Source organism: Actomonas spartinae (genome assembly GCF_051209155.1).
Lineage (GTDB): Bacteria > Verrucomicrobiota > Verrucomicrobiia > Opitutales > Opitutaceae > Actomonas.
Window position 1 is genome coordinate 1,533,258 of sequence record NZ_JBPJGB010000001.1, and the last position, 22,613, is coordinate 1,555,870.

General features: G+C 65.1%; 17 protein-coding genes. 5 read left to right on the forward strand and 12 right to left on the reverse strand.

Annotated features, from left to right (window positions below):
• Positions 1-21: 21 nt before the first annotated feature.
• The 3 genes from AC0MRV_RS06235 to purL all read right to left on the reverse strand — a co-directional run bounded on the left by AC0MRV_RS06235 (position 22) and on the right by purL (position 5,251).
• The gene (locus tag AC0MRV_RS06235) at positions 22-810 is read right to left on the reverse strand and encodes an alpha/beta fold hydrolase (RefSeq protein WP_472763576.1); all 789 of its coding nucleotides are present in this window, start codon (positions 808-810) and stop codon (positions 22-24) included.
• 102 nt (positions 811-912) lie between these two features.
• Positions 913-1,317: a VOC family protein gene (locus AC0MRV_RS06240; protein WP_472763577.1), complete on the reverse strand. Its 405-nt coding sequence runs from the start codon at positions 1,315-1,317 to the stop codon at positions 913-915.
• Position 1,318: 1 nt separating this feature from the next.
• Entirely contained in the window at positions 1,319-5,251 is a 3,933-nt protein-coding gene (gene purL, locus AC0MRV_RS06245) for a phosphoribosylformylglycinamidine synthase (protein WP_472763578.1), read from the reverse strand.
• Between the two features lie 230 nt (positions 5,252-5,481).
• Between purL and AC0MRV_RS06250 the strand changes: the two genes are divergently transcribed.
• Positions 5,482-7,392 (forward strand): amidophosphoribosyltransferase, encoded by a 1,911-nt coding sequence (locus tag AC0MRV_RS06250; RefSeq protein WP_472763579.1) that lies wholly within the window; start codon positions 5,482-5,484, stop codon positions 7,390-7,392.
• Between the two features lie 100 nt (positions 7,393-7,492).
• Positions 7,493-8,599 (forward strand): AIR synthase-related protein, encoded by a 1,107-nt coding sequence (locus AC0MRV_RS06255; RefSeq protein ID WP_472763580.1) that lies wholly within the window; start codon positions 7,493-7,495, stop codon positions 8,597-8,599.
• A gap of 95 nt (positions 8,600-8,694) precedes the next feature.
• Here AC0MRV_RS06255 and AC0MRV_RS06260 read toward each other — a convergent pair whose 3' ends face one another.
• The 4 genes from AC0MRV_RS06260 to AC0MRV_RS06275 all read right to left on the reverse strand — a co-directional run bounded on the left by AC0MRV_RS06260 (position 8,695) and on the right by AC0MRV_RS06275 (position 15,299).
• The gene (locus AC0MRV_RS06260) at positions 8,695-12,900 is read right to left on the reverse strand and encodes a PVC-type heme-binding CxxCH protein (protein WP_472763581.1); all 4,206 of its coding nucleotides are present in this window, start codon (positions 12,898-12,900) and stop codon (positions 8,695-8,697) included.
• Positions 12,901-12,976: 76 nt separating this feature from the next.
• Positions 12,977-13,513 (reverse strand): AlkZ-related protein, encoded by a 537-nt coding sequence (locus AC0MRV_RS06265; RefSeq protein WP_472763582.1) that lies wholly within the window; start codon positions 13,511-13,513, stop codon positions 12,977-12,979.
• Positions 13,514-13,526: 13 nt separating this feature from the next.
• Entirely contained in the window at positions 13,527-14,228 is a 702-nt protein-coding gene (locus tag AC0MRV_RS06270; protein ID WP_472763583.1) for a Bax inhibitor-1/YccA family protein, read from the reverse strand.
• Positions 14,229-14,396: 168 nt separating this feature from the next.
• A complete protein-coding gene (locus tag AC0MRV_RS06275; RefSeq protein ID WP_472763584.1) occupies positions 14,397-15,299 on the reverse strand; it encodes a DUF6268 family outer membrane beta-barrel protein in 903 nt (300 codons plus the stop codon).
• Between the two features lie 104 nt (positions 15,300-15,403).
• Here AC0MRV_RS06275 and AC0MRV_RS06280 point away from each other — a divergent pair, with 104 nt between their 5' ends.
• Positions 15,404-15,946, forward strand: coding sequence for a cupin domain-containing protein (locus tag AC0MRV_RS06280; protein WP_472763585.1), 543 nt, complete (start codon positions 15,404-15,406; stop codon positions 15,944-15,946).
• A gap of 115 nt (positions 15,947-16,061) precedes the next feature.
• On the opposite strand, the gene AC0MRV_RS06285 is transcribed toward AC0MRV_RS06280, so the two are convergent.
• Together AC0MRV_RS06285 and AC0MRV_RS06290 are read right to left on the reverse strand one after the other, a co-directional pair.
• On the reverse strand, positions 16,062-17,375 hold the full coding sequence (locus tag AC0MRV_RS06285) for a DEAD/DEAH box helicase (protein ID WP_472763586.1): 1,314 nt from the start codon (positions 17,373-17,375) through the stop codon (positions 16,062-16,064).
• A 44-nt stretch (positions 17,376-17,419) separates the two neighbouring features.
• Complete coding sequence (locus AC0MRV_RS06290) at positions 17,420-18,778, reverse strand: DEAD/DEAH box helicase (protein ID WP_472763587.1); 1,359 nt, start codon at positions 18,776-18,778, stop codon at positions 17,420-17,422.
• A gap of 89 nt (positions 18,779-18,867) precedes the next feature.
• On the opposite strand from AC0MRV_RS06290, the gene AC0MRV_RS06295 reads away from it, so the two are divergent.
• Entirely contained in the window at positions 18,868-20,559 is a 1,692-nt protein-coding gene (locus AC0MRV_RS06295) for a DEAD/DEAH box helicase (RefSeq protein WP_472763588.1), read from the forward strand.
• Positions 20,560-20,563: 4 nt separating this feature from the next.
• Here the strand turns inward: AC0MRV_RS06295 and AC0MRV_RS06300 are convergent, their stop codons facing one another.
• Positions 20,564-21,181, reverse strand: a complete 618-nt coding sequence (locus AC0MRV_RS06300; RefSeq protein WP_472763589.1) for a hypothetical protein — start codon at positions 21,179-21,181, stop codon at positions 20,564-20,566.
• Between the two features lie 149 nt (positions 21,182-21,330).
• Here AC0MRV_RS06300 and AC0MRV_RS06305 point away from each other — a divergent pair, with 149 nt between their 5' ends.
• Positions 21,331-21,948 (forward strand): HNH endonuclease, encoded by a 618-nt coding sequence (locus AC0MRV_RS06305; protein WP_472763590.1) that lies wholly within the window; start codon positions 21,331-21,333, stop codon positions 21,946-21,948.
• A gap of 39 nt (positions 21,949-21,987) precedes the next feature.
• On the opposite strand, the gene AC0MRV_RS06310 is transcribed toward AC0MRV_RS06305, so the two are convergent.
• The gene (locus AC0MRV_RS06310) at positions 21,988-22,395 is read right to left on the reverse strand and encodes a hypothetical protein (protein ID WP_472763591.1); all 408 of its coding nucleotides are present in this window, start codon (positions 22,393-22,395) and stop codon (positions 21,988-21,990) included.
• Between the two features lie 8 nt (positions 22,396-22,403).
• Complete coding sequence (locus AC0MRV_RS06315; protein ID WP_472763592.1) at positions 22,404-22,601, reverse strand: hypothetical protein; 198 nt, start codon at positions 22,599-22,601, stop codon at positions 22,404-22,406.
• Positions 22,602-22,613: the final 12 nt, after the last annotated feature.

Here is a 22,613-nt window from a genome sequence, read left to right on the forward strand (position 1 = left end):
GATGAGGGGAAAGGGGAACGGTTATTTGACGGGACTGTTGGTGTCATTGAGGGCCTCGAGCATGAGGGCGGCGAGGCCTTTGGGGTTTTCGAGCATGGCGGTGTGGCTGCCGGGAAAGGTGCGAACGGTCCAACCGCGGGAGAGGGCGTTTTGCCAGTTGCGATCGCGGGCGGCGCGCTCGGCGGGGTCGGTGCCCTCGGCGATGAAGGGCACGTAGGTCACGTTGAGCTTAAAGGCCTCCGGGTTGTTGTATTGGACGGGCTCGACGGAGGTGCCAATGGGGTGGCCGACGTTGTGCGGGTAGGTGGTGGGGTTCTCATTGAGCCAGTCCGGGATGCGGCGGCCGTCTTTCACGATCATGTTGGCGGGCGGCGGGCGGTGGGACCAAGAGCTTTCACCGTCGTTCGGCACGGCGGCGTCAAAATACATCACGTGTTTGATGCGCTCGGGAATCATGTTCATCACGCCGGTGATGACGCGACCGCCGTAGCTGTGGCCGGTGAGGATGACGTCGTGGAGGTCCTCGAAACGGATCGTGTTCACCACGTCCATCACGTGGGTGGAGACGTTCACGCCGACGGCGCTGAGGTGGGAGCGTTCACCGAGGGCGGTCAGGGTGACGCGGTAGGTGTCGTGGCCGGCCTCGCGCAGGTAGCGGGCGGTCTCCTTCCACTCGTAACCGCCGGCGGTGGCGCCGTGGACGATGACGAAGGTCTCTTTTTCTGTGGTTTCGTGATGATCGGCGCGGGCGATCGAGAGGACGCAGCCGGCCAGGAGCAGCCAACCGAGGAATCGGGGAAGGGGTTTCATAGCAAGGGGGTGGGGTGAACTGACGAGGCTGAGGGGTGTCGGACTCGGTGTCAGGATACCGGCCTGCTAATCGTTAGCTTTACTCGACCATCCGGCGCTCGATCATCGCGGTTGCAGCAGATCCCAGCGGTTGCCGAAGCAGTCGGCGAAGACGGCGACTTTGCCGTAGGGCTCGTCACGGGGCTGCTCCAGAAAGGTGACGCCGCGCGCCTGCATCGCCGTGTGGTCGCGGTCGAAGTCATCGGTGTGCAGGAAGAGGAAGACGCGGCCGCCGGCCTGTTGGCCGATGGCGGTCCGCTGCGGTTCGTCGACGGCGCGCGCAAGGAGGAGTCGGCAGCCGTTTGGACCTGAGCCGCGCGGAGCCACGGTGACCCAGCGTTTGCCCCCACCGAGGTCGCTGTCCTCGAGGAGCTCGAAGCCGAGGACGTCACGGTAGTAGATGATGGCCTCGTCGTAATCCGGCACGACGAGGGTGAGGGCGCCGAGATGTTGGCGCGGAGCGCTCACTTCACCCCACCCACTCGCGGGCGTTTTGAAAGAGCTTCATCCATGGTGAGTTTTCGGGCCAATGAGCGGGTGCCCACGACATACATCTCGAACGAAACACCCGCTCGGGGTGCGGCATCATGATGGTGACGCGGCCGGTCGTGGTGGTGAGCGCGGTCATGCCGAGCGGGCTGCCGTTGGGATTGAGCGGATACTGTTCCGTCGGGACATGGTGGTTGTCGCAGTAGCGGGCGGCGACCTGGCCGCTGGCGCTAAAGGCCTCGGCGGCGGCGCGGTCGGCAAACTCGGCGTAACCTTCGCCATGGGCGACGGCGATGGGGAGCACGCTGCCAGCCATGCCTTTGAAGAGGATGGAGGGTGATTCCTCGATCTTGAGGGAGACGTAGCGACCTTCGTAGCGCTCGCTCTGGTTCTGCACAAAGTGCGGCCAAGCTTCGGCGCCGGGGATGATCGACTTGAGGTTGCTGAGCATCTGGCAGCCGTTGCAGACGCCGAGGGCAAAGGTGTCCTCGCGGGCGAAGAAGGCTTCGAATTCGGCGCGGGCGCGCGGGTTGAAGAGGATGCTTTTGGCCCAGCCTTCGCCAGCCCCGAGCACGTCGCCATAGGAGAAACCGCCGCAGGCGACGAGGCCACGAAAGTCGGCGAGGGAAACGCGGCCCTCGATGATGTCGGTCATGTGCACATCGACCGCCCGGAAACCAGCGCGGTCGAAGGCGGCGGCCATCTCGACCTCGCCGTTTACGCCCTGCTCACGCAGGATGGCCATGGGCGGTTTGTTGCCCACGGAACACACGGAAGGCACGGCATATGGATCGAATGTCAGGACCGGCGTGATGCCTGGATCGGTGCGGTCGAGTTTGTGTTGGTATTCGGATTCGGCGCAGGCGGGGTTGTCGCGGAGGGAGGCGATGCGGCGGGTGACGTCCGACCAGATGGCGCGGAGGTCGCTGAGGTTCTCGGAGAGGACCTCGGTGTCGCCGGCTGTTACGCGGAAGGTGTAGTCGGTATTGAGTTTACCGATACGGTGGGTGCAGTCGGCCAGGCCGGCGGTGGCGAGGGTGGCCTCGACCGCGGCCAGGTCGGCGTTGGCCACCTGGATGACCGCGCCGAGTTCTTCGTTGAAGAGCGCGGCGAAGATGTCGGTGCCCGCCGGCAGATCGAGGCTGACACCGACGTGGCCGGCGAAGGCCATTTCGACAGCCGTGGCGAGCAGGCCACCGTCGGAGCGATCGTGGTAGGCGAGGAGTTTGCCTTCGGCGCCGAGTTGCTGGACGACGTTCCAGAAGGCTTTAAGATCGGCGGCGCGGTTGACGTCGGGCGTGGCTTCGCCGAGCTGCGAGACAACCTGGGCGAGGATGGAGCCGCCGAGGCGGTTGGCGCCGCGACCGAGGTCGATCAGGAGCAGGGTGGAGTCGGGGTTCTGCGCAAGCTGCGGCGTGAGCGACTTGGTGATATCGGCGACCGGGGCGAAGGCGGACACGATGAGCGAGACTGGGGCGGTCATGCGCTTGGTCGTGTCGCCGTCGGCCCAGACGGTGCTCATGGACATGGAGTCCTTGCCGACGGGAATGGTGATGCCGAGCTCGGGGCAGAGCTCCATGCCGACGGCTTTGACGGCGGCGTAGAGGTCAGCGGCGTCGCCGGGCACGGCGGGGGCGGCCATCCAGTTGGCGGAGAGGTTGACCTTGCCGAGCGGGCCGATCTGGGCGGCGGCGAGGTTGGTGAGGGCTTCACCGACCGCAAGGCGGGCGGAGGCGGCGGCGTTGTTGACCGCGACGGGGGTGCGTTCGCCCATGGCCATGGCCTCGCCGGTGTTGACGTCGAAGGTCGTGGCGGTGACGGCGCAGTCGGCGACGGGGACCTGCCACGGGCCCACCATTTGGTCGCGGCAAATGAGGCCGGTCACGGTGCGGTCGCCGATGGAGATGAGGAAGGTCTTGTCGGCCACCGTCGGGTGGACGAGGACGCGGCGCACGGCCTCGGCGAGGGCAATACCGTTGAGATCGAGCGGGAGCTGCGGTCGGGCCAGGGTCGTCTCGCTGCGGTGCATGCGCGGCGGTTTGCCGAGCAGGACCTCAAGCGGCATGTCGATGGGGGTGTTGCCGAAGTGCGGGTCGGTGAGCACGAGGCGTTTGTCCTCGGTCGCCTCGCCGACAACGGCGAAGGGTGCGCGCTCGCGGGCGCAAATGGCGGCAAAGGTGTCGAGGCGATCGGCCGGGACGGCCATGACGTAGCGCTCCTGCGACTCGTTGCACCAGATCTCGAGCGGCGACATGCCGGGCTCATCGTTGGGGAGCTTGCGGAGGTCGAAGATACCGCCGCGGCCACCGTCGTTGATGAGTTCGGGGAGGGCGTTGGAGACGCCACCAGCGCCGACGTCGTGGATGAAGGAAATGGGGTTGGCGTCGTCCAGCGCCCAGCAGCGGTCAATGACCTCCTGACAGCGGCGCTCCATTTCGGGGTTGTCGCGTTGCACGGAGGCGAAATCGAGGTCCTCGCTGCCAGCGCCACTGGCGATCGAGGAGGCGGCGCCGCCACCGAGGCCGATGAGCATGCAGGGGCCGCCGAGCACGATGAGTTTGTCGCCGGGGTTGATGGCGCCTTTCTCGACATGGGCGGCCTTGATGTTGCCGAGGCCGCCGGCGAGCATGATGGGCTTGTGGTAGCCGCGGAGCTCGGTGGCGCCCGGACCGGGGTCACCGACCCCGGCTTTAGCGGAAGGCACCTCGGCTTCGAAGGTGCGGAAGTAGCCGTTGATGGCGGGGCGACCGAACTCGTTGTTGAAGGCGGCGCCGCCCAGCGGCCCCTCGATCATGATGTCGAGGGCGGAGACGATGCGGCCAGGTTTGCCGAAATCAGTTTCCCAGGGCTGCTCGGCGCCGGGGAGGCGGAGATTGGAAACCGTGAAACCAGTCAGGCCGGCCTTGGGTTTGGAGCCGCGGCCGGTGGCGCCCTCGTCGCGGATCTCGCCGCCGGAACCGGTGGCGGCACCCGGGAAGGGGGAGATGGCGGTGGGGTGGTTGTGGGTCTCGACCTTGCAGAGGAGGTGGATGTCCTCGTCGTGGGCGGCGTAATCGTGCGTCGTCGGGTCGGCGTAGAAGCGGCCGCCGCGGGAGCCGACGAGCACGGCGGCATTGTCCTTGTAGGCGGAAAGGATGCCTTCGCTGTGCAACTGGTGGGTGTTGCGGATCATGGCGAAGAGCGACTTGGCCTGCGCCTCGCCGTCGATGTCCCATGAGGCGTTGAAGATCTTGTGGCGGCAGTGCTCGGAGTTGGCCTGCGCGAACATCATGAGCTCAATGTCGTTGGGGTCGCGGCCGAGCTTCCGGAAGGCGGTGACGAGGTAATCGATCTCGTCGTCGGCGAGAGCGAGGCCAAGGTCCTGGTTGGCGCGTTCGAGGGCGATGCGACCCTCGGCCAGCACCGGCACGCTGGTCAGGGGTTTCGGCTCGTCATGGCGGAAGAGGGCCGCGCAGTCCTCGACGGTGTTGAACACGGCTTGCGTCATGCGGTCGTGCAGGGCGGCGCGGAGGGCGCTGAGTTGGGCGGCCGAGAGGTGGGAGAGCGGCTTGGGCAGGGCGGCGTTGTCGAAGGCAACCGTGTAGGCGATGACGCGCTCGATGCGCTTCACGTTGGCCAGACCGCAGATGTGCGCGATGTCGGTGGCCTTGGACGACCACGGGGAAATGGTGCCGGGGCGCGGGGCGACGACCTGGGTGAGGCCGGTGAGGCGTTCGGCTGCGCGTTTGGGGCCGTAGGTGAGCAATTTCTCCAACACGGCCGACTGCTCGGCCGAGAGTTCTCCTTCGGCTTCAACCACATGCACAAAGTCGGCAGTGAGGGCCCGGGCGGGGACCCCGGCGGCGGTGAGGCCGTCGAGCAGTTTTTGGAGCCGGAAGGGCGAGAGAGCAGGGGAGCCGCGCAGGATCAACATGGTCTGGAAAGGCGCGACCGTCCCAAACCAAACCGGCCCGGTCAAGCGGTGGGGCGGCCCGGTGACAATTTCGTGGCGCGAGCCGGAAAAAGCCGTTGACCGGTTCCGCGATCGCCCCGTGATGTCCTGCCTTTGACGACCGTGAGAAATCCCTTCGCTGATCCGGCCGGCATGCCTGGCCACGACTCAACCCGCGGTGTTGCGCCGCGAGCTCACCGCGCGGGCTCCCAATGAGCGACAAAATCACCCACGAGTGCGGCATCGCGATGGTGCGGTTGAAGAAGCCGCTCCAATATTATCAGGAAAAATACGGCACGCCGCTCTGGGGCTTCACGAAGCTGTTTCTCCTCATGGAAAAACAGCACAATCGCGGCCAGGACGGCGCGGGGGTGGCCTGCGTGAAGTTTGATGTGCCGGCGGGCGATCCCTTCATGTTCCGCGAGCGCTGCGTAAAGGCCAATCCGCTCGACCGCATCTTCAAGCGCCTGTTGGGCGAATACAACAAGCTGGTGGCCCACGGCGACGCCCACCCGGAGTTTGCCAAAACCGTGAAGGACCAGTTCGACTTCGGCGGCGAGTTGCTGCTCGGGCACCTGCGTTACGGCACCAGCGGCGGTTACAACATCAGTTCCTGCCATCCGTTTTTCCGCCGCAGTCCGTGGCCGACCCGCAATCTCGCGCTGTGCGGCAACTTCAACCTCACCAACACCGCGGAGCTGAATCGCAACCTCATCGCGATGGGCCAGCATCCGATCTTCGCGACGGACACGCAGGCGCTGTTGGAAAAAATCGGCTTCTACCTCGATGAGGAGCATGACGAGCTCTACCGCAAACTCCGGGAGCAGAAGCTGCCGGGCCGCAAGATCTCGGAGCAGATCTGCCGCGATCTCGACATGCATCACGTCATCTCGCGGTCCGGCGAGAAGTGGGACGGCGGTTACGTGCTCGCCGGTGCCGTGGGCAACGGTGACGCGTTCATCGTGCGCGATCCGTCGGGCATCCGTCCCTGTTTCTATTTCGAAAACGACGAGGTCATCGCGGCCGCCTCCGAGCGCGCGCCGCTTATGACGGTGTTCGATCTCGAGCTGGCCGATGTCGAGGAGATGCCGCCGGGCAACGTGATGGTGATCAAGAAGGACGGCACCCGCACGGTGAAACCGTTCCGCCCCGAGCTGCCGCGCACGTCGTGCTCGTTTGAGCGCATCTACTTTTCCCGCGGCAACGACATCGACATCTACCGTGAGCGCAAAGCCCTCGGCGCCAAGCTGGCCGACCAGGTCCTGGCGTCGGTCGATCACGACTGGGGCAACACGGTCTTCAGTTTTATCCCCAACACCGCCGAAGTTGCCTACTATGGTCTGCTCTCGGCTCTGCGTGAAAAACGCCGCACGGAGGTGAAGGACGAGATCCTGCGCAACGCCGAGGCCGGCACGCTGACGTCCGAGAAGCTCGACGACCTCATCCTGCGCAATTGGCCGCGCAGCGAGAAGGTGGTGAGCAAGGACATCAAGCTGCGCACCTTTATCGGACAGGAGGGCATGCGCAACCACCTCGCCAGCCACGTCTACGACATCACGTATGGCTCGGTCGATCCGGGCAAAGACAACCTGGTGTGCGTCGACGATTCGATCGTGCGCGGCACGACGTTGCGCAAATCCATCCTGCGCATCCTCACCCGACTCAACCCGAAGAAGATCGTCGTGGTCTCCACCGCGCCCCAAATCCGCTACCCGGATTGCTACGGCATCGACATGTCGGAGATCGGCAAATTCATCGCCTTCGAAGCGGCCGTGGAGCTGCTCAAGGAAAACGGCAAGGAAGACGTGCTCGGCGAAGTTTATCGCCTGTGCCGCCGGGCGGTGGAACGGGACGAGCCGATCAACCACGTTAAAAAGATCTACGAGCCCTTCACGCCCGAAGAGATCTCGGCCCGCATCGCCCGCATCGTGTATCCGCAGAACGTGGACTGGGCGGGCGACGTGGAGGTCATCTTCCAAACGGTCGAGAACCTGCACGCGGCGGTGCCGAGTCACTCGGGCGACTGGTTCTTCACTGGCAATTTCCCGACGCCGGGCGGCTTCCGTGTGGTGAACCAAGCCTACATCAACTTCTTCGAAAAATCCGACCGCCGCTCTTATTGAGACGGCATTTTTAACCACAGATGAACACAGATACACACAGATTGGGTTCGTTGGATCTGTGTCCATCTGTGTCCATCTGTGGTTGAATACCTTCAATTCTATGAGCCTTTCCTACGAATCCTCCGGTGTCCGCTACGACCAACTCGATGCCTTCAAGCGCGCCTGCCAACAGGCGGCCAAAGGCACGGCCGATCTGCTGAGCGGTCACGGGTATCGTGAACCGGCCGAGACGCGCGGCGAGAGCTGCTACCTTATGGAGGCGGAGGATCATTACCTCGCGCATGTCGAGGAAGGCCTTGGCACCAAGAACCTCGTGGCCGACGCCGTCTACAAGCAGTCCGGCAAGTGCTTCTACCGCGAAGTGGCGATCGACACGGTCGCCACGATCGTGAACGACCTCATCACCTGCGGTGCGTTGCCGACCTCATTGGCGATGCACGCGGCGGTGGGCGACTCGGGTTGGTTTGCCGACGCCGAGCGCACCCAGGCGCTCGTGGATGGCTGGGCTGAAGCCTGCCGCATGTCGGGCGCGGTCTGGGGCGGCGGCGAAACCCCGACGCTCAAGGGTATCATCGAACCGGATACGATCTGTCTCGCGGGCTCTGCGGTCGGCCGCCTCGCGCCGAAGTCGCTGCGCATCATGGGTGATGCGAAGGACGGCGATGTGTTGGTGTTCCTCGCCTCCTCCGGGGTGCAGACCAACGGCCTCACGCTCTGTCGCAAGATCGCCGACCAGTTGCCCGACGGTTACGCCACGCCGATCGGCCACGGCGACGACCGCACCTACGGCGAGGCGCTGCTGGCGCCGTCGGTCATCTACGTGAAGTTTGTGCGCGAATGCCAGGTGCGCGGCATCAAGCTCAACTACGTGTCGCACGTCACCGGTCACGGCTGGCGCAAACTGATGCGTCTCGACGAGCCCTTCGTTTACGAAATCACCGAGGCCCGCGACGAGCCGGCGCTCTTCAAGTTCATGATGGAGAAGGGGCCGATCGAGCTGAAGGAGGCTTACGCCACCTACAACATGGGCGTGGGTTTCGCGGCTTACGTCGACCCGAAGGACGCCGAGGCCACCGTTGCCGCGGCGCAGGCGACGGGTTACGACGCGTGGATTGCCGGCCGGATGTATAAGGACGGCGACCGCAAGGCCGTCGAGATCCCGAGCAAAGGCATCACCTTCGGCGGCGAAACGCTGCAGGTGCGCTGAAGCGCAATTGTCGCGCCGGCGGGAAGCCGGCTCGAAACCAGGGACGGCGTTCCGAGGGGCAGGCGAGTGACCGCGTCCGGAGGCCACGGTCCACCTCAGGGTTCGGTGATTGGAAGCGTCAGTTCTTCGCGGGTGTAGAAGCCGGTTTTGTTGGCGATCTCAGCGCGGACTCGGGCAACGGTGTCCGGGGTAGTGACACCACCTCCGCCCCAGTCCCCGAAGCGGGTGCGGACGTAGGTGAGGACGGCGGCGAGCTCCTCGTCGTCGAGGAGATTCTCGAAGGGTGTCATTGGTGGCACACTGGCGGGCGCACCATCCGGACTGGTGGCCTGCCAGAGACCTTTGAGCACGAGTTTAATGAGCCGTTCTTCGTCGCCACGAATCCACTCGGAGGTGTCGAGGGCGGGATAGATCCCGGCAAGGCCCTTGCCGTTGGGTTGGTGGCAGGTGGCGCAATGCGCCTCGCGAGTGTAGACTTCGCGACCCAGGTCGTAGAGTCGCAGGCCTTCGGCGGAGAGGTTCAGCACGGGGGCACTCTCCTGTTCCGTGGGAATCACAAAACGGCTTTGGCCGGCCAGGTAGTCGGCCAGCGCCAGCGTTTGGCTAAGATCGAAGCCTCCTTGCCGGATGACGGGACCGAGGGTGACGAGGGCCGCTTCGACGCCGGCGGCGAAGGTTTGGTCGACGGGGTGGCGCAGGGCGGTGAACAGGATCTCAGCGCCGGCGCGTTCATCCTCGATCCACGTGGCGAGGGCAATGGCCTCGGCGCGGACGCGTGGGTGCGGATCGGCGGCGGCGCGGCGAGCGAGCGCGACGAAGTCGGCCGGGGGACGGTGGCGTTGGTGTCGCAGCACGCGCACGGCGGCGGCGCGCACGCGGGGATCGGCGTGGGTCAAGCAGCGCTCGTGTAGCGCGGCGGAAAAGAACGGCCGGTTGACGCTCGCCCACAGGGCTTCGAGCAGCGAGCGACCCTCCGGGTCGGCGAGGCTGGTGATCCAGTCCAGCCAGGCTGGCGCGACTTCGGCATCGGGCCGTCCCCGTAACTCCCGGCGGGAGCGCACGCGGGTCTGCTGTTCGGGGGCGCCCAGGTTTTGCAGCAACTGCGCGACGGTCGCGCCGGCAACGGGAGGTGGGTCAACCAGCGGCGTATCGGGACGGGTGATACGCCAGATGCGGCCATGCTGGTGATCGCGATTGGGATCGCGGGCCGAGTGCTGCATGTGGCCGACGAGGGCGTTGTGCCAGTCGGCGACATAGAGCGAACCGTCGGGTGCGAACTCGAAGTCGACCGGCCGGAAATTGGGATCGGAGGAGGAGACCAGATCCTGGCGCAGGTGGCCGGTGAAACCGGCGCCGTTGTCTTCGATCGTGTGTTGTTTGAGACCGAGAAAACCGATGCTGTTGCCGAGCAGGAAGTCGCCCTGCTGGTCGGCGGGAAAGTGGCGACTGGAGACAAAGGCGGCGCCGGCGGTGGGGCGGACCTTGGTGGTGGTGAACTCGTTTTGTTCGGGGTGCTGGTCGCCGTGGGGGAGGCGAGCGGACATCGGGGTGAGCCAATAGTTGCGACCGTTGGAGGCGTCGGCGAGGAAGGGTTGGCCGTAGTCGTCGAAGGCGAGACCCCAAGGGTTGTCGTAGTCACCGGCGCTGAATTTCTCAAGGTGCCAGGTGGCGGGATCGAAGCGCCAGACGGTGGCCTCGACGCCGCGTTCGGTGCCGTGCGGGGTTTCGACCTGTGAGTGGAGGAAGAGGCCTTCCAGCATATAGAGCGCGCCATCGGGACCGGTCTCGAAGGCGCCGATGGCGTGATGGGTGTCGTGGCTGTCCCAACCAGTGAGGAGGATCTCTGAGGTGTCGGTGCGGTCGTCACCGTCGGTGTCGCGCAGGCGAATGAGTTGGGGTTGTTGGGAGACGATGACGCTGCCGTCCGGTTGCAGGGCGAAGCCGATGGGCAGGTGCAGGCCGTCGGCGAAGGTGATCTGGCGATCGGCGCGACCGTCGCCGTCGGTGTCCTCGAGGATGAGGAGTTTGTCGTTGGGCCGCGTGTCGCCAGGTTGGTAGTGCGGGTAGCTGGGCATGACGGCGACCCAGAGACGTCCGCGATTGTCGAAGGTGAGCTGGACAGGATTGGCGAGGTCGGGGAACTCCGTCTCCGAGGCGAACAAGGCGATGTCGAACCCGTCCGGCAGGGTGAAATAGGCGCGGGCGTCCTTTTCGTCGAGATAGGCGATGGGGCGAGTGAAGTTGGAGGTGACGGGAGACAGGGGACGGGTGACCGCGTCGTTTGGCGCGCGGGATGCGCCGCGAGCGGCGGCGTGGATGGCCTCGTCGCGCAGCGCGATCATTTGTTGGAGCTTCTCCCATTCCTCGGGGTAGTTGAACTCTCCGAAAGGTTGCCAACGACGGCCGAAGGCGTGGACCCCGTTGCGCATGCGGTGGAGCTGGTCCCACATCCAGTCCTTTTCGGCAACGGCGGCAACGAGCGCGGCACTCGGTTCGGCGAGTGAGTCGTCGCCGAGCAGTCGTGCCGCGAGAAAGTCGGCGAAGCGTTTGTAGCCCGCAGCATTGAGGTGTGCGCCGTTGACGGTGAGCGGTTCGTCGCTGGCGGCATACCATTCAAGGGACGGTGTGAAAGCATCGATGGCAGCGACCTGTTCCTCGGCCGCGATGCCGAGCAGGGCGCGCGTGTAGGCATGCAGCGCGGCGTTGCGGGCGGCGAGCTCCAGCGGATTGTCGTGGAACGGGTGGCGTTCGATCGCGATCGGGCTCACGAGCACGAGTCGGGCGGGGGCCTCGCCATTGTGGATGCGGGCGCGCTGGTGGCGAATCCACGCCCGCAGCTCTTGCTGGAAGTCGGCCATGCCGGCTTCGCCGCGGAAGGATTCACTGAACCCAAAAAAGCCGACGATGACGTCGGCTTGGGTTTCGGTGAGCCACTCGTCGGTGGAGGGAAAGTGTCCCTGGCCGCGGTGGGCGAGAATCTCGGGATGAAAGCGCTCCGCTCCCGGGAAGGCCCAGGGCGAGGCGCGGGCGGCGTGCGGTTGGAGACCGGCGGTATAGCCGGATTGGGCGAGGTTGCGCACGCGAAGATTTGCGCCGGGGAGGGCGGCATGCAGCAGGGCTTCGAAGCGCGGATGGTATTGCAGGCGTTCACCAAGCCCGCCGCCAACGAGAGCGATAGACGCGTCTTGGCCGAGCTGGAGCGGCAGCGTGGTGGGCGTGAAGGCGTGCGGATCGGCGAAGTCCGGTTGGGCGGCGACGGGGCGGGAGGAATCGCGTTCGGTGGCCGGGAAGAAGTCGGAGGGATAGCGTCCGGGTTTGATGCGGTCGCGACCGAAGCCGGAGTTGTTGGGCTCGTAGGGCGCGATGGGTTCGGGGTTCACGCCGTCGGCCGGGATCCAGTCCTCGCGACCGAGCGCCCAAAGGATGCCTTGGAGGGCGAGGCGGCGCATGGGCGCGAGCCGGAAATCGTAGGGGTGGCCGAGCGTGGTGGTGAACACGCGCGCGGGTTTCTCGGTATTGAAATGATGGAGACGGGTCCAGGCGACCGGATTGTCGAGCGGGTAACGGTCGAGCCGGTCGTTGTCGGCATGGTTGGAGCGCAGGGCATGCCCGCGAAGCAGGAATTGCGGATCCCCTTCGACAGTGTCGCCGCCGCCCTCGACATGATAGAGCCAGGAGTAGGCGTCGAAGGGCTCCACGCCTCGGAGAATCGGGTGCCGGGCCGCGGCGTCGGTCGGGTCGAGGGTGATGGTGGTGAGCGGATGGGCGCCGTCGTCAAAATGGCCGTGGTGGGTGATCCATTTCTGGCCGACGAGTTGGCGGATCGTTTCACCGCCGGCGAAACTGTGGACGAAGGTCGGATCGTCCTGGTAACCCCAGTCGGCATGCGGGGAGTTGGCGGTGAAGCGAAAGGCGTGGGTGGAGGTGCGGAAGGCGACGACCGGCTTACCGGCGGCCAAATAGTCGCGGATGCGTTGGAAGGTCGCTTCGTCGGGCCGGCGGAAGCGCAGAAAGAGCACCAGCAGGTCGGCGTCGGCGAGCTCCTCGGTGGCGGTGAGGGAGGCGTGCGCCATGGGGTCCACGAAGCCATCGGCATCGACGGAAAAGCCGACCTTCACCTCGACGTCGAAGTCGCGCCGCAGGATGCAGGCGAGCATCGGCATGGACTCTTCGGAACGATATTCCTCGTCGCCGGTGAGGAAGACGACTTTGGGGCGATCGGCGAGGGCGGCTGAAGTCAAGGCGAGGAGTAACGCGAGCGACGCGATGAGTCCGGTCAGGGGCGGGCGGGGGAAACGCATGGGGTGGGGGAAGCCATGAACGTTTCCGCGGACCGGGGCAAGCCGCGCCCCAATCCTGGATCGAGCCGCACCGGGCTCAGCTAATGTCCGGATACTGTTCGCTCCACACCACCCAGCGGTCGGCGGTGGCGGCGGGGTCGTTGGTGCGGGTGATATTGAGGGTGACCTGCAGTTCCTTAAGCGCGGTGTCGAAGCGGCCTTTGGTGCAGCGTGTGCGCTCCATCGCCAAGGCGCGGACTTCGGCAGTCTCGGCCGGATCGAGGCGGATGATCTGGTAGACGGTTTGGGCCAGCGGGCTGCAATCGGTGACCGGGTGGTGCGTCGCGGGATAGTGCACCTCGCGCAGGTGATCCATCGACATGAGCACGGCGTGGCCGCCTTTGATTTTGCCGTAGAAGACGTCGTCGGGGTAGGCGGCGGGCAGCTCGTTTTTCCAAGCCCAGATCGCCTCCACCCGGGCGCCCCACTTGGTCCGGCCGCCGCTGTCAGCGGGCAGGTCGACGACGTCCCAGAGGGCCGGGATGTTTTTGAGTTTGCTACTGAAGAGCGTGCAGACGCCGACCTGTTGCACGTAGGCCAGCGCCTGTTCACGGGTCTTGATCCGCTTCGGCATGGGGCGAGGCGGCTCAGCGGCGCGACATCAGGATGCGCAACACATACCAGAGCATCAGCATCACGCCGGAGAACAGCGCGAGGGCGGCGGCCACGGGTTGGTCGGTGCGGTAGTGATGGATGATGTTCGACGTGGTGTAGAGAATTGAACCCGCGGCGAAGAGCACCATCGCCCCCGAGAAGAAGAGGCCGAGTTCGAAGCCGAAAATCATGCCGGCAATGATGATGCCCAGCGCGACGAAGCCGCCCATCGTCAGAATGCCGCGCAGGAAGGAAAAATCCTTGCGGGTGATGAAGGCCGTGGCGGTGAGACCGGCGAACAACAGGCCGGTGATGATGGCCGCCATCGGAATCACGTCGGGTGAACTGTGATACGCGGCGATGAACATGAGCGGCAGAAACACAAAGGCTTCCGCGACCACAAACAGGCCGAGCCCGAGGTATTGCATGGCCGGGGACGTGGCGGATTTGGCCCAGTTGTCGGCGACCCACGAGACGAGCATGAAGCTGCCGAGCACGATCAACCAACTGAACTGGCCGCCGAGCATGGTCTGCACCAGACCCGGTGCCCACGAAGCGTGGAGGAAGTAGGACTCCAAGCCGACGAAGGCGAGGATGGCCACGGCGAGGTTGAGGTAGGTCTTGCGAATGAAGTCGGCGCGTTGATCGGCGGGGGCCTGGGCGACGACGAAGGGGTTGCCGGGGTGGCTTTGCATAGGGAGGTGGGGAACGAGGGTGACGGCCAGTCGCGGGAAAGTGTGGTCAGGGGCGCGGCGGGACAATCCGAATTCGGTGGCGAGCCGGTCGTGCTGTCCCACGCGCAGCCACAGCGGCCCCGGCGCGCTCCCGCGCGCGACTCGCTCACAGCTGGCAGCTACGACGGCTTAGAACTCGGCGGTGAAGGCCAACGCGGCGAGCAGGGAGGGGTCGGCGTCGGAGCGCGCGAGGGTGCGGCCGTTGGCATCGTCCCAGGTGAGTTCGTTGGCGAACACGGTGCCAACATAAAGGTCGAGTTGGGAACCGGGGCCGACCTCGCGGGAGGCGCGCAGGAAGGTCGCGACCCCCTTCTCTTCGCCGTAGCGGGCGCCGGCGGGGTGGTTGTCCTCCAGCGCGAAACGTTCCGAGCGGTAGCTGGCACCGAAACCGATCTCCCAATCGGCGATGCCGCCGTAGACCAACTCGATGCCGGCGGGACCGGCGGGCCCGGGGCGGAAGGGATTGCCGAGCCGCCAATGGTCGTTGATCTGCCAGCGGACAAGCGCGACGGGGAAGCCGCTGGTGTCTTCGAGGCCAAAAAACAGGCCGGCTCCGATCCCGACGGTGAGCGATTCGTCGACGATGCGGGAGTAGCCGAAGATGCCGCCGTAGGTGAGGCTGTCGCCGTCAAACGAGCCGGACTCGGCCGACCATCCAAGGGAAGGCGAGGCGAAGAGCGAGGAGGTGCGACTGAGCGGGTGGCTGTAACTCAGGCCGAGGTCGAGTCTCTCAATTTCCGACCAGCCGCCGAAGGTGCTGAAGTCGTAGTCGAGCAATTGGTATTCCAGGCTCGCGCCGGCGTTGCGGCCGCCGGTCAGTCCGACAGTGGTGCCGACGCGGACGCGGTAGTCGTTGCTCGAAATGTCGCCGCCGGCGTCGACGTCACCGCTGGAACGAAAAATCGCGGTGGTCTGCAGCTGCCAGGTTTGGTCACCGGGGGCGAGCCCAGGGCCGCCCTGAGCCAGCAGGGCCGTGGTGCTGAGGGCGGCGGCGATCGCGGTGACGAGAAGACGGGAAAGCGGGTGGTTCATGGTCGGCCGGAAGAACGTAAGCGGCCGCGGCCTTGTCAAACGGAGCGGGCCGGTTTGCCGGTCGCGCATTGCCAAGGGCGTGGGGGAGGCTCAGGAAACCTGCCATGTCCGTCGAATCGCTTCCGAAACCCGCCCGTGTGCTGATCGCTGCACTCGGATTGCAGCCTCTCGACCGGGAGGGCGGTTATTTTCGGCGCACCTTTGAAGCGCCCTTGTGGGTGCAGCCGGCGAACAGCGAGGCGGGGGCGGCGGCGTCACGCGCTTATTCGGTCATCTATGCGCTGTTTACCGAAACTTCGTTTTCAGCGATGCACGTCTTGGCGAAGGACGAGATCTGGTGCTGGCACGGCGGCGATGCGTTGGAGTCGCTGCGACTGCACGCCGATGGCCGAGGGGAATGGGTGCGCTTGGGGCTGGACGTGGCCGGCGGCCAGCGGCCGCAGGACGTGATCGAGGCGGGGGTTTGGCAGGGCACGCGCTTGGTGCCGGGGGGGCAGTGGGCGCTGGTCTCCTGCGTGGTCGTGCCGGAGTTCGCTTGGGAGGATTTTGAGTTGGCCGAGTGCGACACGCTGGTGGCGAAGTATCCAAATTTCCGTGACGGGATCGTCGCATTGACGCGCGACGAGCCGCCGGTCGGAAAGCGCTAGCGGGATGCCGGACAGGCAACGTGCTGGCCGGGGGCGGTGACCCCGGGGGGGCGGCGGAGAGGCAGATGAACCGGGCTCACCGAGCCCGGCCACAGGCGGAGACGCCGCCGGAACGCTAACGGCGGCGACCGCGACCGCGCGGGGCGGATTTGGGTTTGGCTTTGGCCGGAGGCTGAGGCTTGGCCGCGCGGCGACCGCGTGGCGCTTTGGTCGGAGCGGGCTTCGCGGTCACTTTGGGTTTGGCCGTCTTGCGAGTCGGTTTGCGCAGGGGGTGGCGGGTGTCGACACGGGGCGGACCGCCACCGTCGTAGAGGAAACCGGGCAGGGAGATCTGCTTAATCTTGGCCCCGATGAAGGTTTCGATCTCGTGAATGGTGCCGCGCTCTTCGGGGGTTGCGAGGGTGAAGGCATCGCCTTCGGTCATGGCGCGACCGGTGCGGCCGATGCGGTGCACGTAATCCTGCACGTTGTTGGGCACGTCGTAGTTGATGACGTGGGAGACGCCGGTGATGTCGAGGCCGCGGGCGGCGATGTCGGTGGCGACGAGCAGGGGGTAGGTGCCTTCCTTGAAACCACGCAGGGCGGTGTTGCGTTGGCCTTGCGAGCGGTCGGAGTGCAGCACCGCGACCTTGCGGCGTTGCTCCTTGAGTTGGCGCACGACCTCGTTGGCGCCCTGCTTGGTGCGGGTGAAGATGAGCACGCTATCGTAGTCGATTTGATCGAGCAGGCCGGAAAGCAGGGCGAACTTTTGCTCGGCGAGCACCGGGAAGAGCGAATGCGCCACGGTGTCAGTCACGACGTTCTGGCGGTCGATGACGATGCGGGCCGGATTGTGCACGGCGAACTTCGCGACGCGCTCGATGGCCTTCGGCATCGTGGCGGTGAAGAAGAGCGTCTGGCGCTGGCGTGGGCAGAGCTGCGCAACGGTTTTCACGTCGGGGATAAAACCCATGTCGAGCATGCGGTCGACTTCGTCGAGCACGAGGACCTCGATGCGGGAGAGGTCGATGGACTTTTCCTGAATGAGTTCGAGCAGGCGGCCGGTGGTCGAGATGACGATATCGGTGCCGGCGGTGAGGGCGTCGCGTTGGCGACCGAGGCCAACGCCGCCGTGGAGCACGGTGATCGAAAGGTCGGTGTCGCGGCTGAATTGCACGAAGACCTCCTCCACTTGGCGGGCGAGTTCGCGGGTGGGTTCGAGCACGAGCACCCGCGGCGCGCCGGCGCGATGGCGGCGCAGACCTTGGAGGATGGGCAGGGCGAAGGCGGCGGTTTTACCCGTGCCGGTTTGGGCGGAGGCGACGAGGCTGCGACCGGTCAGCACAACCGGAATAGCGCGCTGCTGGACGGGCGTGGGCTCGGTGTAGCCCGCCACGTCGACGGCGCGGAGGAGATCGGGGTTGAGGCCGAGATCCTTGAAGTCTGGCATGGTGCTGGGAGCGGGTCGCGAGGGTCTGGGGGGCGGTGGACTGGTTAGCGGCGAAGGCGGGAGCGGCGGTTCGGCGCAGCGGGTTTACCTTGAGGCGAGGGTGTGCCGGAGGATTGAGGTTTTGAGCGAGACTGCGACGACTTTCCGCCCCCTTGATGACCCCGGCCGCCTTGGGGTCGGCTGTTTTGCTGACGTTGCTGGTGACCACCGCCGCCGCCTTTGGAGCGGCGCGGGTTCTTGAAGGGACGGGAGGTGTCGACGACCGGCATCTGGCCGCCGACATAGGAGAAGCCTTCGAGCGTGAGCTGCGGGATGCGGGCGCCGATGAAACGCTCGATGTCGTGCACGTCGCCTTGTTCGTCGGGGCAGGCGAGCATGTAGGCGTCGCCGACCTTCATGGCGCGGCCGGTGCGACCGATGCGGTGCACGTAGTCCTCGGGGTTTTCCGGCACGTCGTAGTTGATGACGTGGGAAACGCCGGAGACGTCGATGCCGCGGGCGGCGATGTCGGTTGCCACCATCACCTCGTAGCGACCATTCTTGAAGCCTTCGAGCGCGGCCGTGCGCTGGTTTTGGGAACGGTTGGCGTGCAGGACGGCGACGGAGTGGCGAGAACTTTTGAGTTTGCGGGCGATGCGATCCGCGCCGTGTTTGGTGCGCGAGAAGATGATGACGCTCTGGTAGTCCTCCTTCTCCAGCAGGGCCAACATGAGGTCGAACTTCTGTTCGTAGGCGACGGGGAACAGGGCGTGTTTGACCGACTCGTTGACGGAGCGGGTGCGGCCGATGACCACGCGCTCGGGGTCGCGCAGGGCGAAGCGCGCCATTTCTTCGATCTCGGGCGGAACGGTGGCGGAGAAGAAGAGGGTTTGGCGGGACTTGGGGCAGAGCTCGACGATGCGGCGCACGTCGCGGATGAAGCCCATGTCGAGCATGCGATCGACCTCGTCGAGGATGAGCACCTCGATGCCGCGCAGATCGATCGCCTTTTCCTGGACGAAATCCATCAGGCGACCGGTGGTGGCGATGACGATGTCGGCGCCCTTGCGCAGGGCCTCCCGTTGTTTGCCGTAGCCGACCCCGCCGTGCAGCACGGCGGCTTTCATGTCAGTGAATCGGCCGAGATCCCGGAAGGCAGTTTCGACCTGGGCGGCGAGTTCGCGGGTGGGCTCGAGCACGAGCACGCGCGGGCTGGCGCCGGGTTGGTGGCGACCGAGGCGCTGCAGCACGGGCAGGGCGAAGGCGGCGGTTTTACCGGTGCCGGTCTGCGCCGAACCGATGAGGTCGCGACCTTCGAGCACGATGGGAATGGCTCGCAGTTGAATCGGGGTGGCTTCGCCGTAGCCCATGGCGAGGACGCCTTGGACGAGGTTGGGTTGAAGCCCGAGTTGTTTGAATGGCATGCAGCGAACCGGACGGGTTTTGCCCACAAAGCGAGGGGAAAACGGGGAATGTGATCGCTTGCCGGCAGGTGAACGCCTACGGGCGGGGCATGGAAAAACGTAAATTTGCCGAACTCGGGCTCTCGACGGAGGTGCTCAAGGCCGTCGACAAGATGGGCTTTGAGGAGGCATCTCCTATTCAAACTGCGGTGATTCCGCTGCTGCTGGAGGGCCGCGATGTGGTGGGCCAATCGGCGACTGGTTCAGGCAAGACGGCCGCCTTCGCGCTGCCGGCGATCGAGCGCGTCGACCCGAAACTCAAGCGCGTGCAGGTGCTCATCCTGTGCCCGACGCGGGAGCTGGCGGTGCAGGTGGCGGAGGAGGTCAGCAAGCTCGCCTACTTCAAGAAGGGCGTGATGGAGGTGCCGATTTACGGTGGCCAAAGCTACGAGCGCCAATACCGTGCGCTCAAAGCCGGCGCGCAGATTGTGATCGGCACGCCGGGGCGCGTGATGGATCACATGGAGCGCGGGACGCTGGCATTGGACGATCTCAAGATGGTCATCCTCGACGAGTGCGACCGCATGCTCGACATGGGTTTTCGCGATGACATCGAGCACGTGTTGTCGGCCACGCCCAAGGAGCGGCAGTCGCTGTTCTTTTCGGCGACCTTGCCACCGGCGATTCGAGGGTTGATCAACCGTTACACCGACAACCCGGAATCGGTGAAAATTGAAGCCAAGGCGCAAAACGCGCCTCAGGTGGAACAGATCTACTTCGAAGTGAATCGCCGCTCGAAGATCGAGGCGCTGACCCGGCTGATCGATCTGCACGACTTTCGCCATGGCATCGTCTTTTGCTCGACCAAGATCATGGTCGATGAGCTCGACGAGCACCTGCACGCGCGCGGGTATCAGACGGACCGCCTGCACGGCGACATCACCCAGGCGCAGCGCAATCGGGTGACCGAGAAGTTCAAGAAGCGTGGTTTCGAGTTTCTTATCGCGACCGACGTCGCGGCCCGCGGACTCGACGTCGACGACCTCGAAGTGGTCTTCAACTACGACCTGCCCAACGACGCCGAGGACTACACCCACCGCGTGGGTCGCACGGGGCGCGCGGGCAAGTCCGGCATGGCGTTCACCTTCGTGAGCGGTCGCGAGGTCTACAAGCTGCAGGGCATGATGCGCTACGGGAAGCTGAAGATCCGGCGCGAAAACCTGCCGTCACTCGATCAGGTCGAGGAGGCGCGCGAGAACGCGTTTTTCGAGAAGCTCCGCGGCACGCTGGAGAGCAGCGAATACCGCAAATACGATCGTTTGATCGAGCGGCTGCTCGACCAAGGCCATGCGAGCACCGACATCGCGTCGGCGCTGATTCATCTGATGACCGCGGGCAATGAAACGAAGCGGGCGGAAGTCGAAGTGGCGGCCGGTTTCGGACAGGACCGCCCGCGCGAATCACGGGGCCAGCGCGAAACCCGAGAGGATTGGGATGACCGGGGACCGCGTCATGCGAAGCCCGCATTTGATCGCGCGGGCCGCACCGGGCGCGAGTCGGGTTTCACGACCTTGTTCTTCAACGTTGGGCGCAAGAACCTGATCAAGCCGGGCGACCTCGTCGGCAAGATCGGTGGCGTGACCAAATTACCGATCAACATCGTGGGCGCGATCGACATCAAACAGCGCCATTCGCTGGTCGATGTTGCGGACGACGCGGTCGACGCCGTGCTGCAAAAGATGGCAGGCGTGCGCATGAAGGGCGTCGTGCTCCAGCCGGTGCCGGCGGCGGAAGGGGATTGAGCACCTAGTCTTGCTTGCTCGCCGGGGTGGACTCGGCGCTCGGCTGCTGGTCCGCCAACGTGAGCTGGGCGAAGGCCGTCTTCACAAACGCGTCTTTATCGGCCGAGGACCGTCCACCGTGGTTGCGGTGGCTGCCCTCGGCGGTCCACTCGCCGAAAACCACGGGCGGGCTGTCGGCAAACATTTCCACGGTCTTTTCCAAGGTGTAGAACACAAACTCTCCCGGCTCGCCGGTGGGGGCGATGAAGCAGAAGTGATTCTCCGGTGCTTCCTGCGGGGCATCGAAAGCGATCAGCATCGCCGCGCCGTCGCGCAGCGCAGTCACCGTGAGTGCGTCCGCGAAATCCGCGTCCACGATATCGGCGGCCGCCTCTCGCAGCCGTTCCCAATGACCGTCACGCAAATCCGTAAAGAAGGCGCCATCGCTGCCGAAGGTCCATTGCGGCAACAAGCGGTGCTGAAAATAATAGACTCGGGAATGTCGGGTGGGCGCCGCTGGTTCCGCGGCCGCGTCGGCGGCGGACTCTTCCTGTGCGCGCAGCTGGGGGCCGGCCCAAAACTGGGCGACAGTGCACAGCAGAAGGCAAGGGGCGATAAATCGTGACCGGAAGGGTGAGGGCATAGCGGGGCAGGGGGTGTTGTTTTGATGATTCAACGTGCCGGTGTAGGCGATCTTAGACGCATCGTTCCGATCAATGGGTCCTCGTAACCACCTCGTCACGGGGTGTTTCTTGACACGTCTCCAGACGCTCAATACTCCGGGGACCCGACATGGAAGCTGTCCTAGAACAACCCGTGTTGGTGTTGAACCGCCTCTGGCAGGCGGTGAACGTCATCGGCGCCAAACGCGCCTTTGGCCTGCTCGCGAGAGGGCACGCCCAGGTGGTGCACCATTCCACCGAGGATTTCCGCGTCTTCTCTTTCATGGATTGGATGGACTTCTCGGCCGACAATCCGCCGCTCGACGAATTGGATGCAGTGCACACGCCGAGCACGATCGTGCGGCTGCCGCGGGTGATCCTGCTCACCTTCTTCGACAAACTGCCCCGTAAGGAGATCAAGCTCACGCGCAACAACGTGTTTCAGCGCGACAAGGACACCTGCCAGTATTGCGGCCAGGTGTTTGAGCGCGAGGACCTGAATCTTGATCACGTCATCCCGCGCGATCGTGGCGGCAAAACGACGTGGGAGAACATCGTGTGCTCCTGCATCCGCTGCAATTCCCGCAAAGCCAACCGGCTGCCCCACCAGGCGCACATGCGGCTCATCCGCAAACCGGTGCGGCCCAAGTGGCGTCCGGTCATCTCGCTGGTGCTCGACAATAAACAGCGCGAGCGCTGGAAGGACTTCCTCGATTTGGCTTACTGGAACGTGGAACTGGAGGAGTAATTAATTGGCCCATGGACCACACGGAATACACGGAAAAGACTATTGTTTTTTCCTCCGTGACTTCCGTGTGGTCCGTGGGCTTTTTGATTTCTTCGCCGGTGGGTTGATGCCGACGCGTTCGTCGCCGGCTTGGGCGCGTTGCACGAGCCATTGGGCGTCGGCTTCGAAGCTGTCGGCGGCCTCGGGCAGGTAGAGCCACTTGGGCAGGATGGGGTGCGGCGCGAGCGCAGGGCGATCCTCGATGAGGCTGGGTTGATGGTTGCGTTCGGTGGGCACCAGCACGCCGCGCCAAGGTTCGTCCTTGTCGGCGAGGTAGAGCACGAAGCGGCCGTGCAGGTAGACCGCTTTGCCGCCGAACATGGGCTTGAGGAGAAAGGTCGGATCGTCCTCCAGCGGTTCGACCAGCCAGAGGTGGCGGTTCAGTCGCTTGATGGGACGGTCACGCATCGGGCTGGTCAGCGTTTGATCTTCTGGCGACCGAGCAGGTAGATGGCGGCGGCGGCGATGAGGTCGGTGACCGCGACGAGAATGCGGATCGGCTTGGGGATGACGCCGGGCAGCATCAGGATCACGAGGGCGAAGAGCACGAGGAAGCCCACGGTGAATTTGAGGATGAAGAGCTGACGGTCGGGATCGCCGGTTGGGGGAGGCATGGGAGGGAAAGG